A 20251-nucleotide genomic window follows, 5' to 3' on the forward strand; every position below is an offset into this window, starting at 1 on the left:
TGTTATTAATGGTTAAATTAATTCTCGTCTAGGTTATTGTTATCGCGATTACTTATTTTTTCCTTCTGAAAACAACGCATCAAGTTTTTGTTCATAGTCGTGATAACCTAGGTAATCATATAAATCCATGCGTGTTTGCATATTGTCAATTTCAGCTTTTTGGTCGCCGTCTGCCAGTAAGGTTTTATAAACCGACTCCGCTGCTTTATTCATGGCGCGAAATGCTGATAATGGGTACAACACCATAGCGCAACCCCATTCACCTAGCTGTGCTTTATTCCACAATTCTGTTTGACCAAACTCAGTGATATTGGCTAACACAGGAACATCTAGTGCCTGTGTGAAGGCGCGGTAATGTGCTTCTGTTTGCACGGCTTCAGCAAAAATGCCATCAGCGCCGGCTGCTACATAAGCCTTCGCTCGCTCTAACGCAGCCTCTAAGCCCTCTTGTGCAAATGCATCGGTACGCGCCATAATAAAAAAGTCTTTATCGGTGCGTGCATCTACTGCTGCTTTAATGCGATCAACCATTTCTTCGGTAGAAACAATTTCTTTGTTGGGTCGATGACCACAACGCTTTTGTGCAACTTGATCTTCGATATGCACTGCCGCCGCTCCGGCTTTTTCCATATCACGAATTGTTTTTGCAATATTAAATGCTCCGCCCCAACCGGTATCAATATCTACCAGTAAAGGTAGGCTTGAGGCACTTGTAATACGTTGTACATCGGCAATAACATCATTAAGTGACGTCATACCCAAGTCAGGCAATCCATAAGACGCATTAGCGACGCCACCACCAGAAAGGTAAATGGCTTGATGACCCAATTGCTCTGCCATCATGGCACAATAGGCATTAATGGTTCCAACCACTTGCAAGGGTTTATTTTTCGCTAACGCTTGGCGAAATTTCGCGCCGGGTGATAATTGTTGAGACATTCTATTGTCCTTTTTTACTTTTAAGTGAATGGGTTAAGCTGTGGTGCTTGTCGAAAGTTTTTGCTGAGCTATTTTGTTTTCAATATTTTTACGCGATGCGGCGATATGTCGCCTCATCAGCATCTCTGCTAACTCGCCATCTCGCTCTGCAATGGCTTCAATAATTCGGGAGTGTTCATCAAACGCTTTAGTAGCACGCGGGCTGTTCATACCAAATTGACACCGGTACATGCGCACTAGGTGGTAAAGTTGCCCACATAAGATATTAATTAGCTGTTGATTATGGCTTCCCAATATAACCTTGTAGTGAAAGTCTAAGTCGCCTTCTTCTTGATAATAAGCAACACCTTCACGTAGTGCCTTAACATTGGCATGTTGTGCTAACATCGCCTTCATTTCGAGAATTTCATCGTCGGTCATGTTGCTTGCAGCTTGTCGACACGCCATTCCCTCGAGCGCTTCGCGAACAATATAAAGTTCTAATAGCCCAGCAATTGAACACTCAACAACACGCGAGCCCACATTGGCCTTGCGCTCAATTAAATGACACTTCTCTAAACGATTGAGTGCTTCTCGCAATGTTGAACGGCTAATTTGATAGTTTTTCGCCAATTCTGGCTCGCTAATTTTGCTGCCCGCCTTGATATTGCCGTTCACTATCGCGTACAACATTTGCTCAAATACTTTATCTGCCGTAGTAACTGCGGTTCGTGTGGTTGGATTATCTAAAGCCATTATTGTCGACACATTTAAAATCATAGCCCTAATAATAGCGATATATTTGTAATAGTCAACGTCATTCAAACATTATTGTCGACAATCTATATTGTTCTGCTTATTTCTATTGATTAACGCCACTGTCGTTTTTTTATTTTATAGCAACTTTTCAAGGTTTATTGAGGGGATAACTGATGTGTTGTAAGGGGCTTATAGAATGTTTTCGCCGATGTTAAGGTTTCAGCAGTTAGACATTAGCGCAAATAACAGTAAATTAATTACGCTAACTGTCGACAATGGTAGTGATTAACCAAAAAACCAGTAGCACACACCAATTGCTGCCATAATACCTGAAAAATCAGCAATGAGTCCGCAGCTCAATGCATGACGGCTATAGCGAATACCCACAGAGCCAAAATAAACAGCGAGTACATAAAAGGTGGTTTCTGTTGAGCCTTGAACGATCGAGGCTAGGCGACCAGCAAAAGAGTCCGCGCCATGTGTATTCATAGTTTCAACCATCATGGCGCGCGCGCCTGAGCCACTTAAAGGTTTAATAAAGGCCGTAGGCAATGCATCAACAAAACGCGTGTCAGCATTAAATAACAACACGAGCTGTCGAATCCCATCAACTAAAATATCTAACGCGCCACTGGCTCTGAAAACACCAATAGCACATAACATAGCCAACAGATAGGGTATAATTTTAACACTCGTTTCAAAGCCTTGTTTTGCCCCTTCGATAAAACTGTCGTAAACATTTACTTGACGCTTTAAGGCAAAAAATAAAAAGCTGATCAGTGTGGTAAAAATCAGCAAATTACCGAACAAAGCTGATTGTTGTGCAAGCAACTCAGCACTCAAAGTCGCAAAGTAGGCGGCAATAGCGGCTACTACGGCTATACCTGCAATCAAATATAACAAGGTCACATATTGAAAAAGCTTGATTTTTTGTACAAAAGCAACCGCAAATAGCCCTGCAAGTGTTGACGCTGATGTTGCTAACAAAATTGGTACAAAAATATCGGTTGGGTTGGCAGCACCTTGCTGAGCCCGATACACAAAAACCGTCACAGGAAAAAGCGTAACCGATGAAGTATTTAGCACTAAAAACAGAATTTGTGCATTGCTTGCTGTTTCTTTTTTATTATTTAGTGATTGTAAATCTTGCATCGCTTTTAGGCCAAGTGGTGTTGCAGCGTTATCTAAACCTAAAAAGTTTGCTGAAAGGTTCATGGTCATAGAGCCAATTGCAGGGTGCCCTTTAGGTACCGTCGGCATAAGGCGGACAAACAAAGGCGAGATCAATTGTGCGAGTTTGTCTATCATACCGGCATGTTCAGCTATCTTCATCATGCCAAGCCAAAAGCTTAAAATGCCGATCAAGCCAATGGCAATATCGACGGTAACTTTTGACATATCAAAGATAGCATTAACTAGTGCTTGGAAAATAAACACGTTTCCAAGTAGCAACCATTGCACCATGGCCGCAACAAAGGCAATAAAAAAGAAGCCACTCCAGATTCGATTTAACAAGTGTTGTCTCTTTGGTTTTTATTTTTAGTCGCTAATATGACATATAACGTTCATATTACCTAGCCTGCACTCTAGGTAATAGCCGTGTATAAGCTGTGTAAAACCGGTAGAAAAGCCGTGAGAAAAATTTACTAACCCAATAAATGCATATCAATAACTCTTTATATTTCATAAAGATAATAGCAAACAATAAATCTTTGCATTTCTAAAGTCATGCACTACACTTAGTGCTAAAGGTTAATTTATAACCTGATGCTCGCTCACTTATAGTTGGGAGCTAACAACAAATGTAATGACAAAGCTAGCACATTAATTTGTTTAGATAAGACCCCAACATGACACAGTTTATTAGCGCAGGCTCATCTCCTTTTGAGCCATCCCCTAAGCCCCAAATCTAATAGTTTGGGGCTTTTTTTTGTTTTTCCATTGCCTTTCCCATATCAGTAATTGTTAACACAGCGTATAGTCATAGCAGCGGCAGATTAATCTTGTGTCATGGGAAATAAACGATAAAAGTTCTCACTGGATTGGCGAGCTATATTTTCAACACTCGTACCACGAATACTGGCCAGATGTTTAGCAACCTCGACAACATAAGCAGGTTGATTTTGTTTACCACGATGAGGCACAGGCGCAAGATATGGCGCATCCGTTTCGATTAAAAAGCGATCAGCAGGAACCTTCTTGGCAACTTCCCTGAGCGCACTGGCATTTTTAAAAGTGACAATACCCGAGAAAGAGATATAAAAGCCCATGGCGATAGCTTGCTCAGCCATTTCCCAGCTTTCAGTAAAACAATGCAAAATACCACCTACTTGCTCTGCTTGTTCAGTTCGTAATAAATGTAAGGTATCTTCTTGAGCGTCGCGGGTATGTATAATCAAGGGCTTGTTCAGTTGTTTAGCAACCTTAATATGCTTGCGAAATGAGTCCAGTTGCACTGGCTTAGTTTCGGGCGCATAAAAGTAATCTAAGCCTGTTTCACCGATGGCAATGACCCGAGTATCACTGGCAAGTGCCTGGAGTTGCTTTTCCTCGATTTGCTGCTCTTGATATAAGGGGTGAGCGCCACAGGTTAGCCAAACATTTTCATAACCGGCAGTTAACTCAGCCATCGCAGGAAACTCAGCTAAAGACACGCTAACACTTAATAGGGTGTTCACTTTGGCTGCACGCGCTGCTGCAATAACATTATCTAAATTATTATCAAACTCTGCCAATTTTAGTCGATCTAAATGGCAATGGGAATCTATAAACACTCAGGTCCTCCGCACTCAAGGTGCTAAAAATTACACGATAACAGTTCGTGTTTAGGGGCTAATTTTTTTTAATGTCGAGTATCGCGGGCTACATGGATAACGTTGGCTCTGATGAGTTCAGTAAGCGCCCGATTGATTTATCTATTTGATTACGAATATTGTCAGGATCTTCAATAAAACTCACCCCGATACCTGCGGGAGTGCCATTTTGTGCTCCTATGGGCGTAATCCATGACACGACACCAACAATTTCTGACGCTTCTAGAGAATCAGGTAAGGTCACAATTAACTTGATATCAGTGCCTAACTCAAAGTGCTCTGCAGTACGAATAAATAAACCGCCGTTCTTCATAAATGGCATATATGATTGGTATAAATCACGATCTGAAATAAATTCAAGGTTAATAGTTTCCAAAGTTATTCCTCTAGTTGTGGCTGGCGATTGGATAAAATAACACCAATATCGGCAAGTAACTTTTCACAGTACAATGCTCGGTTTACCTGCACCAATGTTTTCAGCTTTATATTAACATTTTGCACAGCTTTGTATAATTGCCAAATTTGCTGTCTGTCAATATTGAGTTGTTGCTCACCTTCAAGCCAGCTCCAATGCGCTCGCATAAGATCAACAACAATTTTTTCTAACCAGCGAAAGCCAGATGAGTGATTAAGCAACACAGTTAACACCTGATCACGGCATTCTAGGTTATTAAAATAGCTTGTTACCTGTTGCCGAAATCGTTGAAAATCCTCTGCTGCGTCATCATCTGTTAAATCACTTAAGTGCGTCAAGTTAGCAAAGGCATCACCATTGGCGCCATTCAAAGTTGCTAATAGCGCTCGACCTGCCGGTGGCCGTATTTCTATGTGTTGGCAACGACTAATAATTGTTGGTAAAAGCAAATCAAAGTGTGCTGTGGTAAGGATAATATAGCTGTCAGTTGTGGGCTCTTCTAAGGTTTTCAACAAGGCATTAGCTGCCGATACTGTCATAGTATCGGCATTCTCTAACCAAGCAGTTTTTACTTGACCTAACTGTGCAGTCTGCTGGAAAAACTGACTCAAATTACGAATTAAGTCTACTCCAATAGTACTTTTTTCTGTGGTTATCTTTAGGTGATCGGGGTAGTTGTTACTGGCAAGCAAGGTACAGCGTTTACACTGGCCACAAGCCTGTATAGTAGAGTTCGCTTCTTGTTTTGGCGCTTGGCATGTTAGCACGCTGCTTAACCAATGGGCGATATCTTCTTGTCCTGCACTTGGTATGCCTGATAACAATAATGCATGTGGTAATTTATTGTCATTTATTTGCCGCGATATTTGTTGCTGAACTGCCACTAACCAAGACTTCATTGTTACGCACCTAGCTGTTGGCTAATATATGCTGAAACGGCTTTTTTGACTTCACTGTGTACTTGCGCCATATCTTGACTAGCATCGATAATACAGGTGCGTGGTGATGCGTTGGCCAAACTCAAATATTTATCTCGCACTCGTTGAAAAAATGCGAGTTCTTCCAGTTCAATACGGTCAAGTTCACCACGCGCTTGCGCGCGCGCTAAGCCCAATTCTGGTGCTATATCTAAATATAGGGTGAGGTCTGGTGTAAAGCCTTTGAGCGTTACGTCAGCAATTGCATTCATTACTGCATCATCAAATTGTCTGCCTCCACCCTGATAAGCTCGAGATGATAAATCATGGCGATCGCCGATAACCCAGTGGCCATTGGCTAAGGCGGGTAAAATTCGATTCGCTAATAATTGGCTTCGACTGGCATACATAAGCAATAACTCGGTTTCTTGGGTGAGCTGCTCTTCATGGCTTGCCGATTTAACAATATCGCGCAATGCTTCTGCTAGGGGGGTGCCGCCAGGCTCACGAGTTTTTATAAACGCAATACCATGCTGCTCTAATACCTGCTCAATAACCCCTATTGCTGATGATTTACCGGCACCTTCGATACCCTCGACAACAATAAACTTACCTTTCTTCATTAATTAAATATCCATTGAAAATTGTTCAAACGCCAATCAAAATAGCGGTTAGTTTTTCTTGCGCTGATATTTGTGCACCGCACGATTATGATCAGCTAAATTTGTAGAAAATATATGCTCACCCGCCCCATTACTAACAAAATAAAAATAATCACTTTGTTCTGGGTGCAACGCCGCTCTGAGCGCTTGCGCGCCGGGTAATGCAATCGGCGTAGGAGGCAAACCTTTTATTCTATAGGTATTATACGGCGTTTTCTCTCGTAAATGCGCGTAGGTAATATCACCCTTAAAACGCGCTCCTAAGCCATAAATAACCGTTGGATCTGTCTGTAAGCGCATATTTTTGTTTAAACGATTGATAAAAACTGAAGCAATACGTGGGTGTTCGGCATGCTTACCACTTTCTTTTTCAATAATAGATGCCATGATCAAAGCTTGATATGGCGATGTGTAAGGCAAATTTTCTGCCCGCTGCTGCCATTGACTATCGAGTGCTTGCTGCATTTTTTTATAAGCTCGTTTTAAAATTTCAAGATCGGCAGTTCCTTTAGTAAATGCGTATGTATCTGGAAATAACCATCCTTCAGGGTTGTCTTGTTTAATACTGAGCTTGTTAGCTATTTCTGTCAGTGATAAGTGCGTCACATGTTGCTCGACTTCTGGGTGTATTGCTAACTGGGTTAATGCTTGTTTAAAGGTACTTCCTTCAATAAACGTAATAGCGAATTGATGCTCTTTACCAGAGACAATTAACTGTAATAAATCTAGACTATTAGCACCTAGGGACACTTGATAGGTGCCCGACTTTATCGCCGCTTGTGATGGCTTTAATTTTCCATAACTGCGCAGCCAAAAATCATTTTCTAGCCAACCTTTAGTTACTAACTGCCTAGCAAAGGCATTAAAGGATGTTCCGGCTTTAACCGTTATCAGTTCGGGGGCTTTTAATAGTAAAGGCTGTTGTAATTTAAACTGCATAGCCAGCACAAAAACTATAGTACTTAAAACAACAAACAATAGTGTCATAATGCCAAAAGCCGCTTTTCGCTTAGTCAACCAAGGGATATTTAAAAGTACTTTCTTCATCTATACAAGTTTTCTAATGTTAAGCATTGTTTTTGCATACTTTTTACTAGAGATATGTCCAATGTTTGCTGTTTAAAAACGTTAACTGGCACTATACCTAATATGGCGTTACTAATAAACATGGCGTCAATATTATCTAATTCTGCTAAGGTGTATTCGCCTGGCTCAATAGTGGGATTCATGGCTAAAATCTTACTGCGCATTATGCCGGCAACACCTGCGTTCGTTAATGATGGCGTGTGCCATTGGCCTGCTTTCAACCAGAATACATTGGCACTACAACACTCAACAATACTGCCGTTGATATCACAAACGAGCAAATCATCTTCTGGCCGCTGATCTAATTCATTGCGCAGCAAAACCTGCTCTAGACGGTTTAAGTGCTTTAGTCCTGCCAGCATTGGGTTAATGCCTAACTTTTGCTTACTCACCCCAACATGGATGCCTTGTTCTTGCCAGTGTGTATATAAATGTGGGTAGTCATGTAATGTAACGATAACGCTCGGTTGCTGTGCACCAATTCGTGAGTAACCTCGTCCGCCGCTACCACAAGTAACCATGACTTTTACAACGCCTACCTCTACTCCGGCACTAACATTACCTAACGTGGCGCTAAGCGCATTGATATCAATGTTCGCTATACCTAAACGCTTACAATGCATCTGCAAACGCTCAAGGTGTTGCGGCAACATCTGTACTTGATTATTAATGATCAACGCGGTGGTAAAACAGCCATCACCATAGGCCAATCCACGATCAAAAACAGATACCCTGCTAGTCTTTATTCCGTTAACGTAACAAATCACTTTTACTGCCATAAAAAAGCCTGAATACTTAGCAGTAGTATTCAGGCTTAAGCGTTAGAGGGCAAGTGCTTTTAATGTTTATATGCAATTAACTGCTTTAGCAGTATGGCGTAGTTGCTGCTTACACTTTCTTAAAAATTAAAGAACCGTTAGTACCACCAAAGCCAAAGGAATTACATAAAGCGTAATTTAAGTCAGCGTCGCGCGCAGTATGAGCGATATAGTCAAGGTCACAACCTTCATCTGGGTTATCTAAGTTAATGGTAGGAGGCACAGCACCATTAACTAAAGCCTGAATGCTAAAGATAGCTTCTACAGCGCCTGCAGCACCAAGCAAATGACCTGTCATCGACTTAGTTGAGCCAACCATTAATTGGTATGCGTGATCACCAAAAACCGACTTAACAGCATTAGTTTCCGCAATATCGCCTGCTGGGGTTGAAGTACCATGAGCATTAATGTAACCAATGTTGGCAATATCAACTTTCGCGTCATTAATGGCATTTTGCATAGCTAACGCAGCGCCTGCGCCATCTGCAGGAGGTGACGTCATATGGTAGGCATCACCACTCATGCCAAAACCAGCTAACTCAGCATATATTTTTGCACCGCGGGCTTTCGCATGTTCGTACTCTTCTAATACCACAACGCCAGCACCGTCGCCTAAGACAAAACCATCACGGTCTTTATCCCATGGCCGCGATGCTTGTTGCGGCGCGTCGTTTCGTGTAGACATAGCACGGGCTGCACCAAAGCCCCCCATGCCAAGTGTTGTCGAGGCTTTTTCAGCGCCACCCGCCACCATTGCATCGGCATCACCATAGGCAATCATACGCGCGGCGTGACCAATATTATGTACGCCACTGGTACAGGCCGTAACAATGGAAATGTTAGGACCCTTCATGCCAAACATTATTGATAAATGCCCAGAGATCATATTTATAATGGTCGAAGGAACAAAAAACGGCGACAATTTGCGCGGGCTACTTTTTAAAAGCTTAGCATGATTTTCTTCTATCAAGCCTAAACCACCAATACCCGAGCCAACCGCGACACCTATGCGTTGCGCGTTCTCTGGTGTGATCTCTAAACCAGAGTCTTTGATTGCTTGCTGGCCTGCGGCTACACCATATTGAATAAATAAATCCATTTTTTTGGCATCTTTACGAGCCATATAGTCTTCTGCATTAAAGTCTTTAACTAAGCCTGCAAAACGCGTTGGATACTCGGAGGTATCAAAATGCGTAATATCAGTTATACCACTTTTACCAAGTAGTAAGTTTTGCCAAGTAGATTCAGGACAATTGCCTAATGGGCTAAGTATGCCAAGACCGGTCACTACAACGCGTCTCATGAGATGTGCTGCCTCCGATAGAATTGAATTAAAGTAGGTATTTTTCGATAACAACTAAAAACATAAGTGTATGTTAAAGCAGCTACAAATATTATCAGGGTATAAAAACAATTCAGGCGGTAATTATACCGCCTGAAATCAATTACCTTCGTTTACTACTACTGGTTTGCAGTAACGTAATCGATTGCGGCTTGAACTGTTGTAATTTTCTCAGCTTCTTCATCTGGAATTTCAGTATCAAATTCTTCTTCTAACGCCATTACTAATTCAACAGTGTCTAAAGAGTCAGCACCTAAGTCATCAACAAAAGAAGCTTCAACTTTAACTTCGTCTTCGCTTACACCAAGTTGCTCAATAGTAATTTTTTTAACGCGTTCTTCAATAGTACTCATTTTTTTTCCTTTACTAGAAAATACAATTTTTCAAAATTGTGTGTAGTTTATTCGTCAATAGCCAACCATGCAAGCTTCTAATTTTACTTTTTCGCTGGTCTAACCTGTTGACAGTGCAAAATTTCTTCAAATTTAACATAAAGTAGCCAAAAGGCAAACTTATGTTAAACCATATACATACCGCCATTTACGTGCAGTGTTTCACCAGTAATATAGGCAGCTGAATCTGATGCTAAAAAGGCAACAGCACTGGCAATTTCTTCAGGTTTACCCAAACGATTTGCAGGGACCTGTGCAAAAATGCCTTCTTTTTGTTCATCCGTCAATGTTTGCGTCATATCGGTATCAATAAAACCAGGCGAAACCGTGTTCACTGTAATACCTCGAGATGCAACTTCACGCGCTAAAGATTTAGTAAAACCAATTAAGCCTGACTTCGCCGTGGCGTAATTGACTTGTCCAGAATTACCCATAGTACCAACAACAGAGCCAATATTGATAATTCGCCCTTGACGCTTTTTCATCATAGCACGCAATACGGCTTTGCTAATTTTGAAAACTGACGTTAAGTTGGTATCTATTATGTCGTGCCATTCATCGTCTTTCATTCGCATCATTAAATTGTCGCGCGTAATTCCAGCATTATTTACTAACACGTCAACGCTTCCATGTTTTTCTTTAATTGTGTCAAACAAGGCACTAATTGAAGCGTCATCAGTTACATTAAGCACTAAGCCTTGCCCTTCACCTAAATAATCGCTGATGTTTGCTGCACCATGCTCAGATGTTGCGGTACCAATCACATTACCACCTAATGCCTTAAGTTGCGTGGCAATAGCTTTACCAATGCCGCGACTCGCGCCTGTCACTAAAATGACTTTTCCGTCTAATGAAAACATATTATTTCTACTCTACTGATGCTAATGCTTTAGTTAATGTTGCACTGTCGTTTACCGATTGACAACTTATGGTTTTATCAATGCGTTTTATTAAACCTTGCAATACTTTACCCGGCCCTGCCTCAATCACTTGTTCTACGCCCTGCTGTGCTAAATACTGCATTGTTTCAGTCCAACGAACAGGACTATATAGTTGCTTAATTAATGCGGTTTTAATCGCTGTAACCGATGACTCAATCGCCACATCGACATTGTTAACCACTGGAATATTAGGGGTGTTAAAGGTCACGGCATTGAAAGCTTGTGCAAGTTTATCTGCAGCATCTTTCATTAACGCACAATGTGACGGCACACTAACAGGCAGTGGCAGCACACGTTTTGCGCCGGCTTCTTTACATAATACGCCTGCACGCTCAACGGCTGCTTTATGCCCGGCAATGACTACTTGCCCTGGCGAGTTAAAGTTAACCGCAGATACAACCTCGTCGTTTGCGGCTTTTTCACAGGCACTTATTATTGCTTTATCTTCTAATCCTATAACCGCGGCCATAGCGCCAACACCCTCTGGCACCGACGCTTGCATAAATTCACCACGCTTCTCAACTAACGTCACCGCATCAGATAAGGATAGCACGCCAGCACACACCAGTGCTGAGTATTCTCCTAAGCTATGACCCGCTAATAGTGCTGGGCTGACTGATGATGAAGCATGCCACAATCGCCAAATAGCCACACTCGCGGTTAACAGCGCCGGTTGTGTATAATTGGTTTGGTTAAGCTGCTCTACGGGTCCTTGTTGAACCAATTGCCATAAGTCATAACCTAATGCCGCAGAAGCTTCAGAGAAGGTACTTTGTACCACTTCGTTATCAGCGAAATCTGCTAGCATAGCAAGAGATTGCGAACCTTGACCTGGGAAGACAAACGCTAAATTATTTTGCATTACTAGACCTAATTATTTGAAATTTTACCGTGATAATGTAACGCGCTCTTCGCAATACATTTATTATATTGTTAAACTTGATGACAAAATATTATGCCTTTTGGCACAAACCTTGTTCAAGCTTATCTTTGATTTTAGTTGGTACTTGTCGCTCAACCTCAGTAACCGCTTCTAAAATAGCCGCATAAAATGCCATAACATTAGCGTTACCATGACTTTTAACTACAATACCGCGCAATCCTATCAAACTTGCGCCGTTATACTGGTCGGGGTTCATAGGTTTGAAGAGTTTTTTTAGTGGTCTAGACAATAGTTTGCCCATTATTTGCGCGATTAAGTTCTTTTTTATAATTTCTTGTAGTTGCTTATACACCATTCTTGCCACACCCTCACAGGTTTTTAGCGCAACATTACCAACAAAACCATCACAAACAATCACATCAGCTTTATTAGTAAAAATATCATTACCTTCAATAAAGCCAATATAGTTAATATCGTCGTTGGCGACTAAATAACTTGCGGCTTGCTTGATGTGATCGCTGCCTTTGTTATCTTCCTCGCCCATGTTCAATAACGCGACCTTGGGGTTGTCGATGCCATTAACTTCTTTCGCCATCACAGAGCCCATAATAGCAAACTGATACAAGACACTGGAATCACAAAAAACATTGGCCCCTAAGTCCAGCATAAAAACATCCTGCTTGGGGTCGTTGCTGGGCAAAGCCGAAATTAACGCAGGACGTTCAACACCAGGCAAGGTTTTCAAAACAAAGTGCGCCATGGAAAAAAGTGCGCCGGTATTGCCTGCACTGACACAAGCTTGTGCTTTGCCTTGCTGCACTAAATCTAAAGCTTTACGCATTGATGACTGCTTTTTATTGCGCAGCGCAAATATAGGTTTTTCGTCCATTTCAACAACTTGCGTTGTTGGCATGATAGATATTCTCGGATGGGGAAAAGCGTGCTGCTGTGAAAGCTGCGTTTTGATAACAGACTCGTCTCCACACAAGATGAGCTGTAAATATGGGATATTCTCTACCGCAAGTATTGCCGCAGGAAGTGTTACGAGGGGGCCTTGATCGCCCCCCATAACATCTAACGCTATGGTTAGATTAATCAAGGTAATCGCTACAGATTACTTATTGATTACTTTAACACCTTTGTAAAAGCCATCAGCTGTTACATGGTGACGACGGTGACTTTCACCAGATACTGGATCTGTTGATAAATGCGTTGTCGTTACTGCGTCATGTGAACGGCGCATGCCACGTCTTGAACGAGACTTTTTGCTCTTTTGAACTGCCATTGCCTACTCCTAAAATCGGTTATTAGCTAAAATTAACTACTTAAGTTGTTTCAATACATCAAATGGATTCGGTTTATCTAGCTCTTCAGGCAACTCCCCCCAAACACTATCAGACGGCGCCTGACAATCTTTGATGGCATGCCTTGGAATTAACGGAATCGCAAGTAAAAACTCATCTTCCACTAACTCTCGCAAATTAACTTCACCATTTTCATCTAATTCAATTGCGTCATAATATGACGGCAACTCAGCTGCAGCTTCAGCGTTTTTCACCGGACTAAAAGTAAAGTCTACTTCTAATGCCAATTCGAACTCCTCAGTACATCGCTGACAAGTTAAGGCAACTGTTGCCGATGAGTGACCCGTGATGACCACTAAGCCCACTTCATCCACACTAAAATTAGCGTTAACTTGTACTTGCTCGCTTTGTGGTTGACACACAGCAAGCAATCTATTCATCCCAGATACCTCAAAGTATCCTTCACACACTAACTTTCGTTGTGCGCTTCTGGATGGGTCTATCGTTATCGGGAGTTTAAGATTCTGCATAAGGCGCGCATAATAAAGTGCCAGTGGGCTAGTGTCAAAAGAAAAATAGCTAAATTTGTTTAAAAACTCAAGATAGTCCATATATTAACAGCTAACTGTTTATATTTTGAGTAGTATTAATGAAAAAACTCGTTTTAGGTTCTACCTCACCGTTTCGCAAAGAAATTTTAACTAAACTAAATATTCCCTTCGAGTGTGCCAAACCTGATATAGATGAAAGTCCCTTAGACGGCGAATCAGCGCTTGAGCTCGTCGAACGACTAGCAATTGAAAAAGCCAAGGCGGTAGCTGCTGCTTATCCAGACGCTCTTATTATAGGCTCAGATCAAGTGGCCATGTGTGATGGTGAAGTACTTGGTAAGCCACACAACTTTAACAACGCGGTCAAACAACTGGAAAAATTCAGCAACAAAACCGTAACCTTTTATACTGGCTTATGTGTTTATGATAGTGGCTTAGATCATACCACAGCGTTAATTGAACCTTTTTTAGTGCACTTTAATGAGCTCTCACGCAGCGATATAGAAAACTATCTACATGCCGAGCAACCTTATAATTGTGCTGGCAGCTTCAAAAGTGAAGGCTTAGGTATTTGCTTATTTAAAAAACTTGAAGGTGATGATCCCAACAGCCTGATCGGCTTACCCTTAATTAAATTGGTTGCACTGTTAAAGTTGCATGGTGTGGATGTCTTAGCAGCACAATAAGCTAGGTCCATATTCACAGGCTAAAAAATATATCTATACGGAAATAAATGCGAGTTTTATCTTTAAAGCTCGCAATGAAGAGTTAAAGCCAGCGTCACATTGAGTATCAGCCCTGACTTTACTGAAAGCGTTAAACGAACAACTGACCACAAAGCGCTGCTTTTAAGCCAGAATGTTAGGCAACTAAACGTCGCATTTATCACTAATGCGCGGTGGCTTTCGTCAATTTTTTTAAAAGTTTTTCGAGTGAAGGTTCCAACGGCGCTTCAACCTTTATCCGTTGTTCCGATAATGGATGCGTAAACTCTATGCTAGCGGCATGTAAAAATAAGCGCTTTAGGCCTAGCGACTTCATTTCCTGATCAAAATCTTCATGACCATATTTGGCGTCACAGGCAATGGCATGGCCTTTGGTTTGGCAATGAACACGAATTTGATGGGTACGCCCAGTAACGGGAAACGCGCGAACAAGGCTGGCATTTTTATAGTGCTGAATCACTTTATAGCGAGTTTCTGCTGCTTTGCCATTAATGTTATCCACCACCACCACACGCTCACCTGACTTTAAGTCATTTTTCTTTAATGCGTCTGTGACTCGGGTCAACTTACTCGACCAGCGTCCTTTAACTAATGCATGATAATATTTTTGTACGGTTTTATTACGCAACTGCTCATGCAAATGGCGTAACGCTGAACGTTTTTTCGCCACTACTAAGCAACCAGAGGTATCTCGATCAAGGCGGTGCACTAGCTCTAACATGCGAGCGTCGGGGCGCAAGGCTCTTAATGCCTCGATTAAGCCAAAACTTAATCCACTTCCGCCATGCACTGCCATGCCAGAGGGTTTGTTAATAACGATAAGTCGGTCATCTTCAAATAATATTTGTTGTTCTAAGTTAGCCACTACATTCAGCTGAGTTGAAACCACATTCGTATTTTCCGACACCCGAATCGGTGCCACACGAATAAGATCTTCATTTTGTAACTTATACTCTGGCTTAGTTCGCTTTTTGTTAACGCGAATTTCACCCTTGCGCAACAATCGATATAACATACTTTTCGGTACACCTTTTAACGTTTTCATTAAAAAGTTATCAATACGTTGACCAGCATCTTCGCTGTCAACCTTTATAAATCTAACTTGTGGCTTTTCGGTATCAGTCATAGGAACTTTATTAACAACTATCATTGACCGCAGTTTAACATATTTTTTTCACTATACTGGCAATTAAAACGAGGATTTTGTTGGCTAATCTAGAAATAAAGTGTGATAATAATCTGGTTACCGTTACAATTTAACTGTAATGAGTAAAAAGGATGCTTTAAACGAGACGTAAGAGGCGAAATGCGGCCACATTAATATTAGGCAGTTTTATCTAACATCATTGTCGAAATATTGAAAGTAAGGCCTATTGCGATATTGACGCGTGTAACTTGTCAATCAAGCGCGCATAAACATTTAGTCCCGCGTGAAAAAGCGATTATATAATTAAACAGAAAAGTAAGTCACATTTTCAATCGTTAAGCCATTAGAAAATACGATAAAAATATCGCACTAAAACTAACGATGCACTGTACTTTCTGTTACGCACAGCACACAGGCTGAGCACATAAAGAATCAAATTCGCTGCGCTTTAAACTAGCGCAGTTATTAAGACAATTCGGAAATTTTAACAGCTTACTGCGTAGTATGGCGTAGTAAGATTGACACCCGTGAGGCTGACAAGCTGCTGTTACCATAGCGATAGATTGCTTTGTGCGCTAAGCAATGGTGGGCTGTGACTATAAAAGAGTCACACAAACTATGAAACGTATGTTAATTAATGCTACACAGTCAGAAGAATTGCGTGTAGCGCTTGTTGATGGTCAACAACTTTATGATTTAGATATCGAAAGCCCTGGTCACGAACAAAAAAAATCAAACATTTATAAAGCTAAAATCACCCGTATCGAACCGTCGCTAGAAGCGGCATTCGTTGATTATGGTGCCGATCGTCATGGTTTCTTACCCATGAAAGAGATTGCACGCGAATACTTCCCTAAAGGCTATAGTTTCCAAGGTCGGCCAAATATCAAAGAAGTTTTGCACGAAGGCCAAGAAGTCATTGTGCAAATTGATAAAGAAGAACGTGGCCAAAAAGGCGCCGCGTTAACTACCTTTATTAGTCTTGCCGGTAGCTATTTAGTTCTCATGCCAAACAACCCTCGTGCTGGTGGTATTTCTCGCCGTATTGAAGGTGATGAGCGGACTGATTTAAAAGCCTCATTAAGTAAACTTAAACTGCCTAAAGGCATGGGTTTAATTGTTCGCACCGCAGGTGTAGGCAAAGAGTTTGAAGAACTTGATTGGGATTTAAATGTACTTTTGCATCATTGGAACGCGATTTCAGAAGCTGCAGCAAGCCGCCCTGCACCATTCTTAATCCACCAAGAAACTAATGTTATCTTACGAGCTATTCGTGACTATTTGCGTCGTGACATCGGTGAAGTATTAATCGATCGACCAAAAATATTCGAAAGTGTGAAAAAGCACATTGAAGTTGTCCGCCCAGATTTTTTAAGTAAAGTGAAGCTTTACACAAACGATGTTCCCCTTTTTACTCATTATCAAATTGAATCGCAAATAGAAACCGCATTCCAACGTGAAGTGCGCTTACCTTCTGGAGGCTCTATTGTCATAGACCCAACAGAGGCAATGACATCAATCGATATTAACTCTGCCCGCGCAACAAAAGGCAGCGATATCGAAGAAACCGCATTTAATACCAATTTAGAAGCAGCAGAAGAAATTGCCCGTCAATTACGCTTGCGCGACTTAGGTGGCTTAGTGGTGATCGACTTCATCGATATGACTCCTGCTCGCCATCAACGTGAAGTTGAAAATAGAATGCGTGATGCTGTAAAGCAAGACAGAGCACGTATTCAATTAGGTCGCATTTCACGCTTTGGCCTACTCGAAATGTCCCGTCAGCGTTTACGCCCTTCAATTGGCGAAACAAGTCAAGGGGTATGTCCACGTTGTAACGGTACCGGCCATGTCAGGGGCGTAGAGTCGTTAGCACTGTCAGTCTTGCGCTTGATGGAAGAAGAAGCCATTAAAGACAATACCCAACAAGTACAAGCGCAAGTGCCAGTGCCTGTTGCTACATACTTGCTAAATGAAAAGCGCCGTTCTGTATTTCATATTGAAAAACACCACAGTGTCAACATTCTCATCATTCCTAACCCCAACATGGTGACACCACAATATGAAGTGGTTCGAATAAAGAAAGATGAAAGCACTGAAGAAGCAAGCTATGAAGTTGAATTTAAGCAAAATGCGCCTGAAGAAGCCGTTATGCCTAAATTCGACAAAGAAGCTAATAAACGTGTAGAGCCTTTATTACAGGGAATGTCTGCCCCTAAAAAAGAAAATAAGCAACCGTCTGAAAAAACGCAAAAAGCCAAAACAACAGCCGTTGAGTCAAAAGGCATGGTTAGTAGCATTCTGTCTTGGTTGAAGTCACTTGTAAGCACTGACGAAGTTAAAGCTGAGCCGCAACCGCCACAGGAAAACAAGCCGACAAATCAAGAGCGTCGACCACAACGTAAGCGCCAAAGTCAACGCCGCAACAACAAAAATGATACTCGCAGTGATTCGCGTAATGACAATAGCCGTCATGACAAGCGCAAGTCACAAGACAACAGCGACAATAAGGCAAATAAGCAAAATAAACCCAGTACTAACAAGCCGCAAAAAGAAAGGGTACAAAAGCCGAAAGAAGAAAAGGTTGCAGAGCGTCGTCAACGTCGTAGTAACCGCAAAAAAGTACGTGTTACAGCTAATCAACAGCCGGCCACTGCTGATGATAAAAACAAACAAACCACTACGCCAGAAGTCGCTAAAATAGCTGATAAAGCGCAAAGTGAAGTTAAGCAACCGCAAGCAAGCGCAGTTGAGAATGTAACGAGTGCTGACAATAAGGCAACAGAACCAGCAGTTAACGTCAGCAAAGAGGAGCAACGCCCGAGAAGTCGTCGCTCTCCTCGCCATATGCGTGCACATGGGCAGCGTCGCAGACAAAACGCAGAAACATCGGAAAACAACAGTGAAATTACTGAAGATCCGGTAACGGCACGCTACCCTGAACAAAACCTCGATAGCGTAGCAACGGACACCGTTAAGCAAACAAGTGTGTCAAAGAGTACTGATGAGGAAGCAAAAACACAAAGCAAAGTCAGTGCAGAGCCAGCCCAAGTTGACGATGCAAATTCTGAGCTTCAGCAAGACGCGAATACGGTAGCCCAAACGAGTCAGGAAGTTCAGCAGGATTTACCCTTTGACGATACGCCAACTGCAGCGACTAATGTTGAAGTACAAGTAACCCCTGCAACGCCTAACACCAGTGAATTAGAATCGAAAGTACAAACAGATGCAAAAGCAGATACAGGCGCAAATGTCGAGCCAGTTGCGAACGCGGATGCAGTGCCAGCAAAAGAAGCCATAAAGGCGGAAAAAACGCAGCCTGTTACAACTGATGCTAATAGCACTACTAAGACAAATGCTCAGTCGCAAGACACTGTAGCAGCTAACACTAACAACAGTAACAGCGACAACACGGCACCTGACTTAGTTGCTAATGAAGAAACGGCGACAAAACAAGAAGACAAGCCTAAAAAGGTGCGCGCTAAAGTTAAAAACATTAAGCGTAAAGTCAAAGCTGCCGCCAGTAAGCCAGCAGGCAAAGCATCAGCACCTATGACAAAGCCAGAAACTATTGTTAGTCACGGCGTAATTCCACGCGACTTTGTTGCCAGCGAGCAGCGAGCGACACATAGCAAGTCAGGTAAATCAGCATTAGTTAGCGATGCAACAAGTCGACATTCGGCAGGGCCAACAAATCCTAGTCTTAATTAAACGTTAACCATAAGACTTGTTGATAAAAGCACGAACAACAAAAACGCCAATTGCTTAGCAATTGGCGTTTTTTCTGTTTTGCACTTATGCCGGTTTAACTTATCGACTAAAGAACAACAATAAACTAAGTTGTTGTTAAACGTTTAATTAAACCTGCGCTTGCATCCTCAATTAAATCGAGCACAAGTTGAAAGCCCTTGGCACCACCATAATACGGATCAGGTACTTCGCTTTCTTGAAAATTGTCGGCATAATCTAAAAATAACTGTATTTTATACTGAAACTCTTGTGGTGCCACTTTCAATAAATCTTTGATATTTTGCTGATCCATTGCCAAAATTAAATCAAACTTTTCAAAATCTTGTACGGTAACTTTGCGCGCTTTGATTTTATCAAAATTATAGCCTCGTGCCAGACCCGCTTTTTGCGCTCTATGATCTGGCTTTTCTCGTGCATGCGATCCTAACGTGCCTGCCGAATCAATGGTAAGGGGTAGTGCTTTTGCCTGAGTCCTAAAAACGGCTTCTGCCGTTGGCGAGCGGCATATGTTGCCCATACAAACGAATAAAATCGACGTTACATCTTTTAATGGCTTAACATCATTCACTGAAAAGGCTCCTTGTCTAAAAACAGGCTAAAATAAAAGTCGAAAACTACATGATAACAGGCTATTTTCAGCTGCTCTTTATTGGCATTAATAAGTATTTTACATATTGTAGTGAACATAATTACAAATAAAGTCGAATATTTAAACTCTTTAATTAATTATTATATTGCGATTCACAATTGGTGCCGCTAAAGAGTTATTCATACAACTCGCCACTATGGTGAGCCAAGACTCTAACCTTGGCTTATTACCCGCTTTAT

20 protein-coding genes are annotated in these 20251 nt (G+C 41.7%); 2 read left to right on the top strand and 18 right to left on the bottom strand.

Annotated elements, in window-relative coordinates; all coding sequences use genetic code 11:
* Window positions 1–48: 48 nt before the first annotated feature.
* The 16 genes from prpB to yceD all read right to left on the bottom strand — a co-directional run bounded on the left by prpB (window position 49) and on the right by yceD (window position 13780).
* The gene (gene prpB, locus B6K83_RS08855; RefSeq protein WP_085284577.1) at window positions 49–939 is read right to left on the bottom strand and encodes a methylisocitrate lyase; all 891 of its coding nucleotides are present in this window, start codon (window positions 937–939) and stop codon (window positions 49–51) included.
* A 33-nt stretch (window positions 940–972) separates the two neighbouring features.
* Complete coding sequence (locus B6K83_RS08860) at window positions 973–1674, bottom strand: GntR family transcriptional regulator (protein WP_085284578.1); 702 nt, start codon at window positions 1672–1674, stop codon at window positions 973–975.
* Window positions 1675–1962: 288 nt separating this feature from the next.
* Window positions 1963–3192, bottom strand: a complete 1230-nt coding sequence (locus B6K83_RS08865; RefSeq protein WP_085284579.1) for a nucleoside recognition domain-containing protein — start codon at window positions 3190–3192, stop codon at window positions 1963–1965.
* A 482-nt stretch (window positions 3193–3674) separates the two neighbouring features.
* Window positions 3675–4451, bottom strand: a complete 777-nt coding sequence (locus tag B6K83_RS08870) for a TatD family hydrolase (protein WP_085284580.1) — start codon at window positions 4449–4451, stop codon at window positions 3675–3677.
* An 88-nt stretch (window positions 4452–4539) separates the two neighbouring features.
* Complete coding sequence (locus tag B6K83_RS08875) at window positions 4540–4866, bottom strand: PilZ domain-containing protein (protein WP_085284581.1); 327 nt, start codon at window positions 4864–4866, stop codon at window positions 4540–4542.
* 2 nt (window positions 4867–4868) lie between these two features.
* Complete coding sequence (locus tag B6K83_RS08880; protein ID WP_085284582.1) at window positions 4869–5804, bottom strand: hypothetical protein; 936 nt, start codon at window positions 5802–5804, stop codon at window positions 4869–4871.
* A gap of 2 nt (window positions 5805–5806) precedes the next feature.
* Window positions 5807–6445 (bottom strand): dTMP kinase, encoded by a 639-nt coding sequence (gene tmk / locus B6K83_RS08885; protein ID WP_085284583.1) that lies wholly within the window; start codon window positions 6443–6445, stop codon window positions 5807–5809.
* Window positions 6446–6493: 48 nt separating this feature from the next.
* Entirely contained in the window at window positions 6494–7531 is a 1038-nt protein-coding gene (mltG, locus tag B6K83_RS08890) for an endolytic transglycosylase MltG (RefSeq protein ID WP_085284584.1), read from the bottom strand.
* A complete protein-coding gene (gene pabC, locus B6K83_RS08895; RefSeq protein WP_085284585.1) occupies window positions 7528–8349 on the bottom strand; it encodes an aminodeoxychorismate lyase in 822 nt (273 codons plus the stop codon). The genes mltG and pabC overlap by 4 nt, the downstream gene beginning before the upstream one ends.
* A gap of 109 nt (window positions 8350–8458) precedes the next feature.
* On the bottom strand, window positions 8459–9691 hold the full coding sequence (gene fabF, locus B6K83_RS08900) for a beta-ketoacyl-ACP synthase II (RefSeq protein ID WP_085284586.1): 1233 nt from the start codon (window positions 9689–9691) through the stop codon (window positions 8459–8461).
* A gap of 158 nt (window positions 9692–9849) precedes the next feature.
* Window positions 9850–10083, bottom strand: a complete 234-nt coding sequence (acpP, locus tag B6K83_RS08905; RefSeq protein WP_077286054.1) for an acyl carrier protein — start codon at window positions 10081–10083, stop codon at window positions 9850–9852.
* Between the two features lie 164 nt (window positions 10084–10247).
* Window positions 10248–10982: a 3-oxoacyl-ACP reductase FabG gene (fabG, locus tag B6K83_RS08910; RefSeq protein WP_085284587.1), complete on the bottom strand. Its 735-nt coding sequence runs from the start codon at window positions 10980–10982 to the stop codon at window positions 10248–10250.
* A 7-nt stretch (window positions 10983–10989) separates the two neighbouring features.
* Window positions 10990–11925 carry an ACP S-malonyltransferase gene (fabD, locus tag B6K83_RS08915; RefSeq protein ID WP_085284588.1) on the bottom strand — a complete coding sequence of 312 codons (936 nt, stop codon included), beginning with the start codon at window positions 11923–11925 and terminating at the stop codon, window positions 10990–10992.
* 91 nt (window positions 11926–12016) lie between these two features.
* Window positions 12017–13051: a phosphate acyltransferase PlsX gene (gene plsX, locus B6K83_RS08920; protein ID WP_085284589.1), complete on the bottom strand. Its 1035-nt coding sequence runs from the start codon at window positions 13049–13051 to the stop codon at window positions 12017–12019.
* Between the two features lie 9 nt (window positions 13052–13060).
* Complete coding sequence (rpmF, locus tag B6K83_RS08925) at window positions 13061–13231, bottom strand: 50S ribosomal protein L32 (RefSeq protein WP_085284590.1); 171 nt, start codon at window positions 13229–13231, stop codon at window positions 13061–13063.
* 36 nt (window positions 13232–13267) lie between these two features.
* Window positions 13268–13780 (bottom strand): 23S rRNA accumulation protein YceD, encoded by a 513-nt coding sequence (gene yceD, locus B6K83_RS08930; RefSeq protein WP_085284682.1) that lies wholly within the window; start codon window positions 13778–13780, stop codon window positions 13268–13270.
* 119 nt (window positions 13781–13899) lie between these two features.
* Here yceD and B6K83_RS08935 point away from each other — a divergent pair, with 119 nt between their 5' ends.
* Window positions 13900–14487, top strand: coding sequence for a Maf family protein (locus B6K83_RS08935; RefSeq protein ID WP_085284591.1), 588 nt, complete (start codon window positions 13900–13902; stop codon window positions 14485–14487).
* A 202-nt stretch (window positions 14488–14689) separates the two neighbouring features.
* Here the strand turns inward: B6K83_RS08935 and rluC are convergent, their stop codons facing one another.
* Window positions 14690–15652: a 23S rRNA pseudouridine(955/2504/2580) synthase RluC gene (gene rluC / locus B6K83_RS08940; protein WP_085284683.1), complete on the bottom strand. Its 963-nt coding sequence runs from the start codon at window positions 15650–15652 to the stop codon at window positions 14690–14692.
* A gap of 648 nt (window positions 15653–16300) precedes the next feature.
* Between rluC and rne the strand changes: the two genes are divergently transcribed.
* Window positions 16301–19384, top strand: a complete 3084-nt coding sequence (gene rne, locus B6K83_RS08945; protein WP_085284684.1) for a ribonuclease E — start codon at window positions 16301–16303, stop codon at window positions 19382–19384.
* 124 nt (window positions 19385–19508) lie between these two features.
* Here rne and B6K83_RS08950 read toward each other — a convergent pair whose 3' ends face one another.
* Window positions 19509–19991 carry a low molecular weight protein-tyrosine-phosphatase gene (locus B6K83_RS08950; protein WP_085284592.1) on the bottom strand — a complete coding sequence of 161 codons (483 nt, stop codon included), beginning with the start codon at window positions 19989–19991 and terminating at the stop codon, window positions 19509–19511.
* Window positions 19992–20251: the final 260 nt, after the last annotated feature.

The organism is Colwellia chukchiensis (assembly GCF_002104455.1).
GTDB lineage: Bacteria > Pseudomonadota > Gammaproteobacteria > Enterobacterales > Alteromonadaceae > Cognaticolwellia > Cognaticolwellia chukchiensis.

Coding starts and splice junctions, on each gene's coding strand:
- prpB (WP_085284577.1), bottom strand. CDS start 939: ATGTCTCAACAATTATCACCCGGCGCGAAATTTCGCCAAGCGTTAGCG.
- B6K83_RS08860 (WP_085284578.1), bottom strand. CDS start 1,674: ATGGCTTTAGATAATCCAACCACACGAACCGCAGTTACTACGGCAGAT.
- B6K83_RS08880 (WP_085284582.1), bottom strand. CDS start 5,804: ATGAAGTCTTGGTTAGTGGCAGTTCAGCAACAAATATCGCGGCAAATA.
- tmk (WP_085284583.1), bottom strand. CDS start 6,445: ATGAAGAAAGGTAAGTTTATTGTTGTCGAGGGTATCGAAGGTGCCGGT.
- mltG (WP_085284584.1), bottom strand. CDS start 7,531: ATGAAGAAAGTACTTTTAAATATCCCTTGGTTGACTAAGCGAAAAGCG.
- pabC (WP_085284585.1), bottom strand. CDS start 8,349: ATGGCAGTAAAAGTGATTTGTTACGTTAACGGAATAAAGACTAGCAGG.
- fabF (WP_085284586.1), bottom strand. CDS start 9,691: ATGAGACGCGTTGTAGTGACCGGTCTTGGCATACTTAGCCCATTAGGC.
- acpP (WP_077286054.1), bottom strand. CDS start 10,083: ATGAGTACTATTGAAGAACGCGTTAAAAAAATTACTATTGAGCAACTT.
- fabG (WP_085284587.1), bottom strand. CDS start 10,982: ATGTTTTCATTAGACGGAAAAGTCATTTTAGTGACAGGCGCGAGTCGC.
- fabD (WP_085284588.1), bottom strand. CDS start 11,925: ATGCAAAATAATTTAGCGTTTGTCTTCCCAGGTCAAGGTTCGCAATCT.
- rpmF (WP_085284590.1), bottom strand. CDS start 13,231: ATGGCAGTTCAAAAGAGCAAAAAGTCTCGTTCAAGACGTGGCATGCGC.
- yceD (WP_085284682.1), bottom strand. CDS start 13,780: ATGCAGAATCTTAAACTCCCGATAACGATAGACCCATCCAGAAGCGCA.
- B6K83_RS08935 (WP_085284591.1), top strand. CDS start 13,900: ATGAAAAAACTCGTTTTAGGTTCTACCTCACCGTTTCGCAAAGAAATT.
- rluC (WP_085284683.1), bottom strand. CDS start 15,652: ATGACTGATACCGAAAAGCCACAAGTTAGATTTATAAAGGTTGACAGC.
- rne (WP_085284684.1), top strand. CDS start 16,301: ATGTTAATTAATGCTACACAGTCAGAAGAATTGCGTGTAGCGCTTGTT.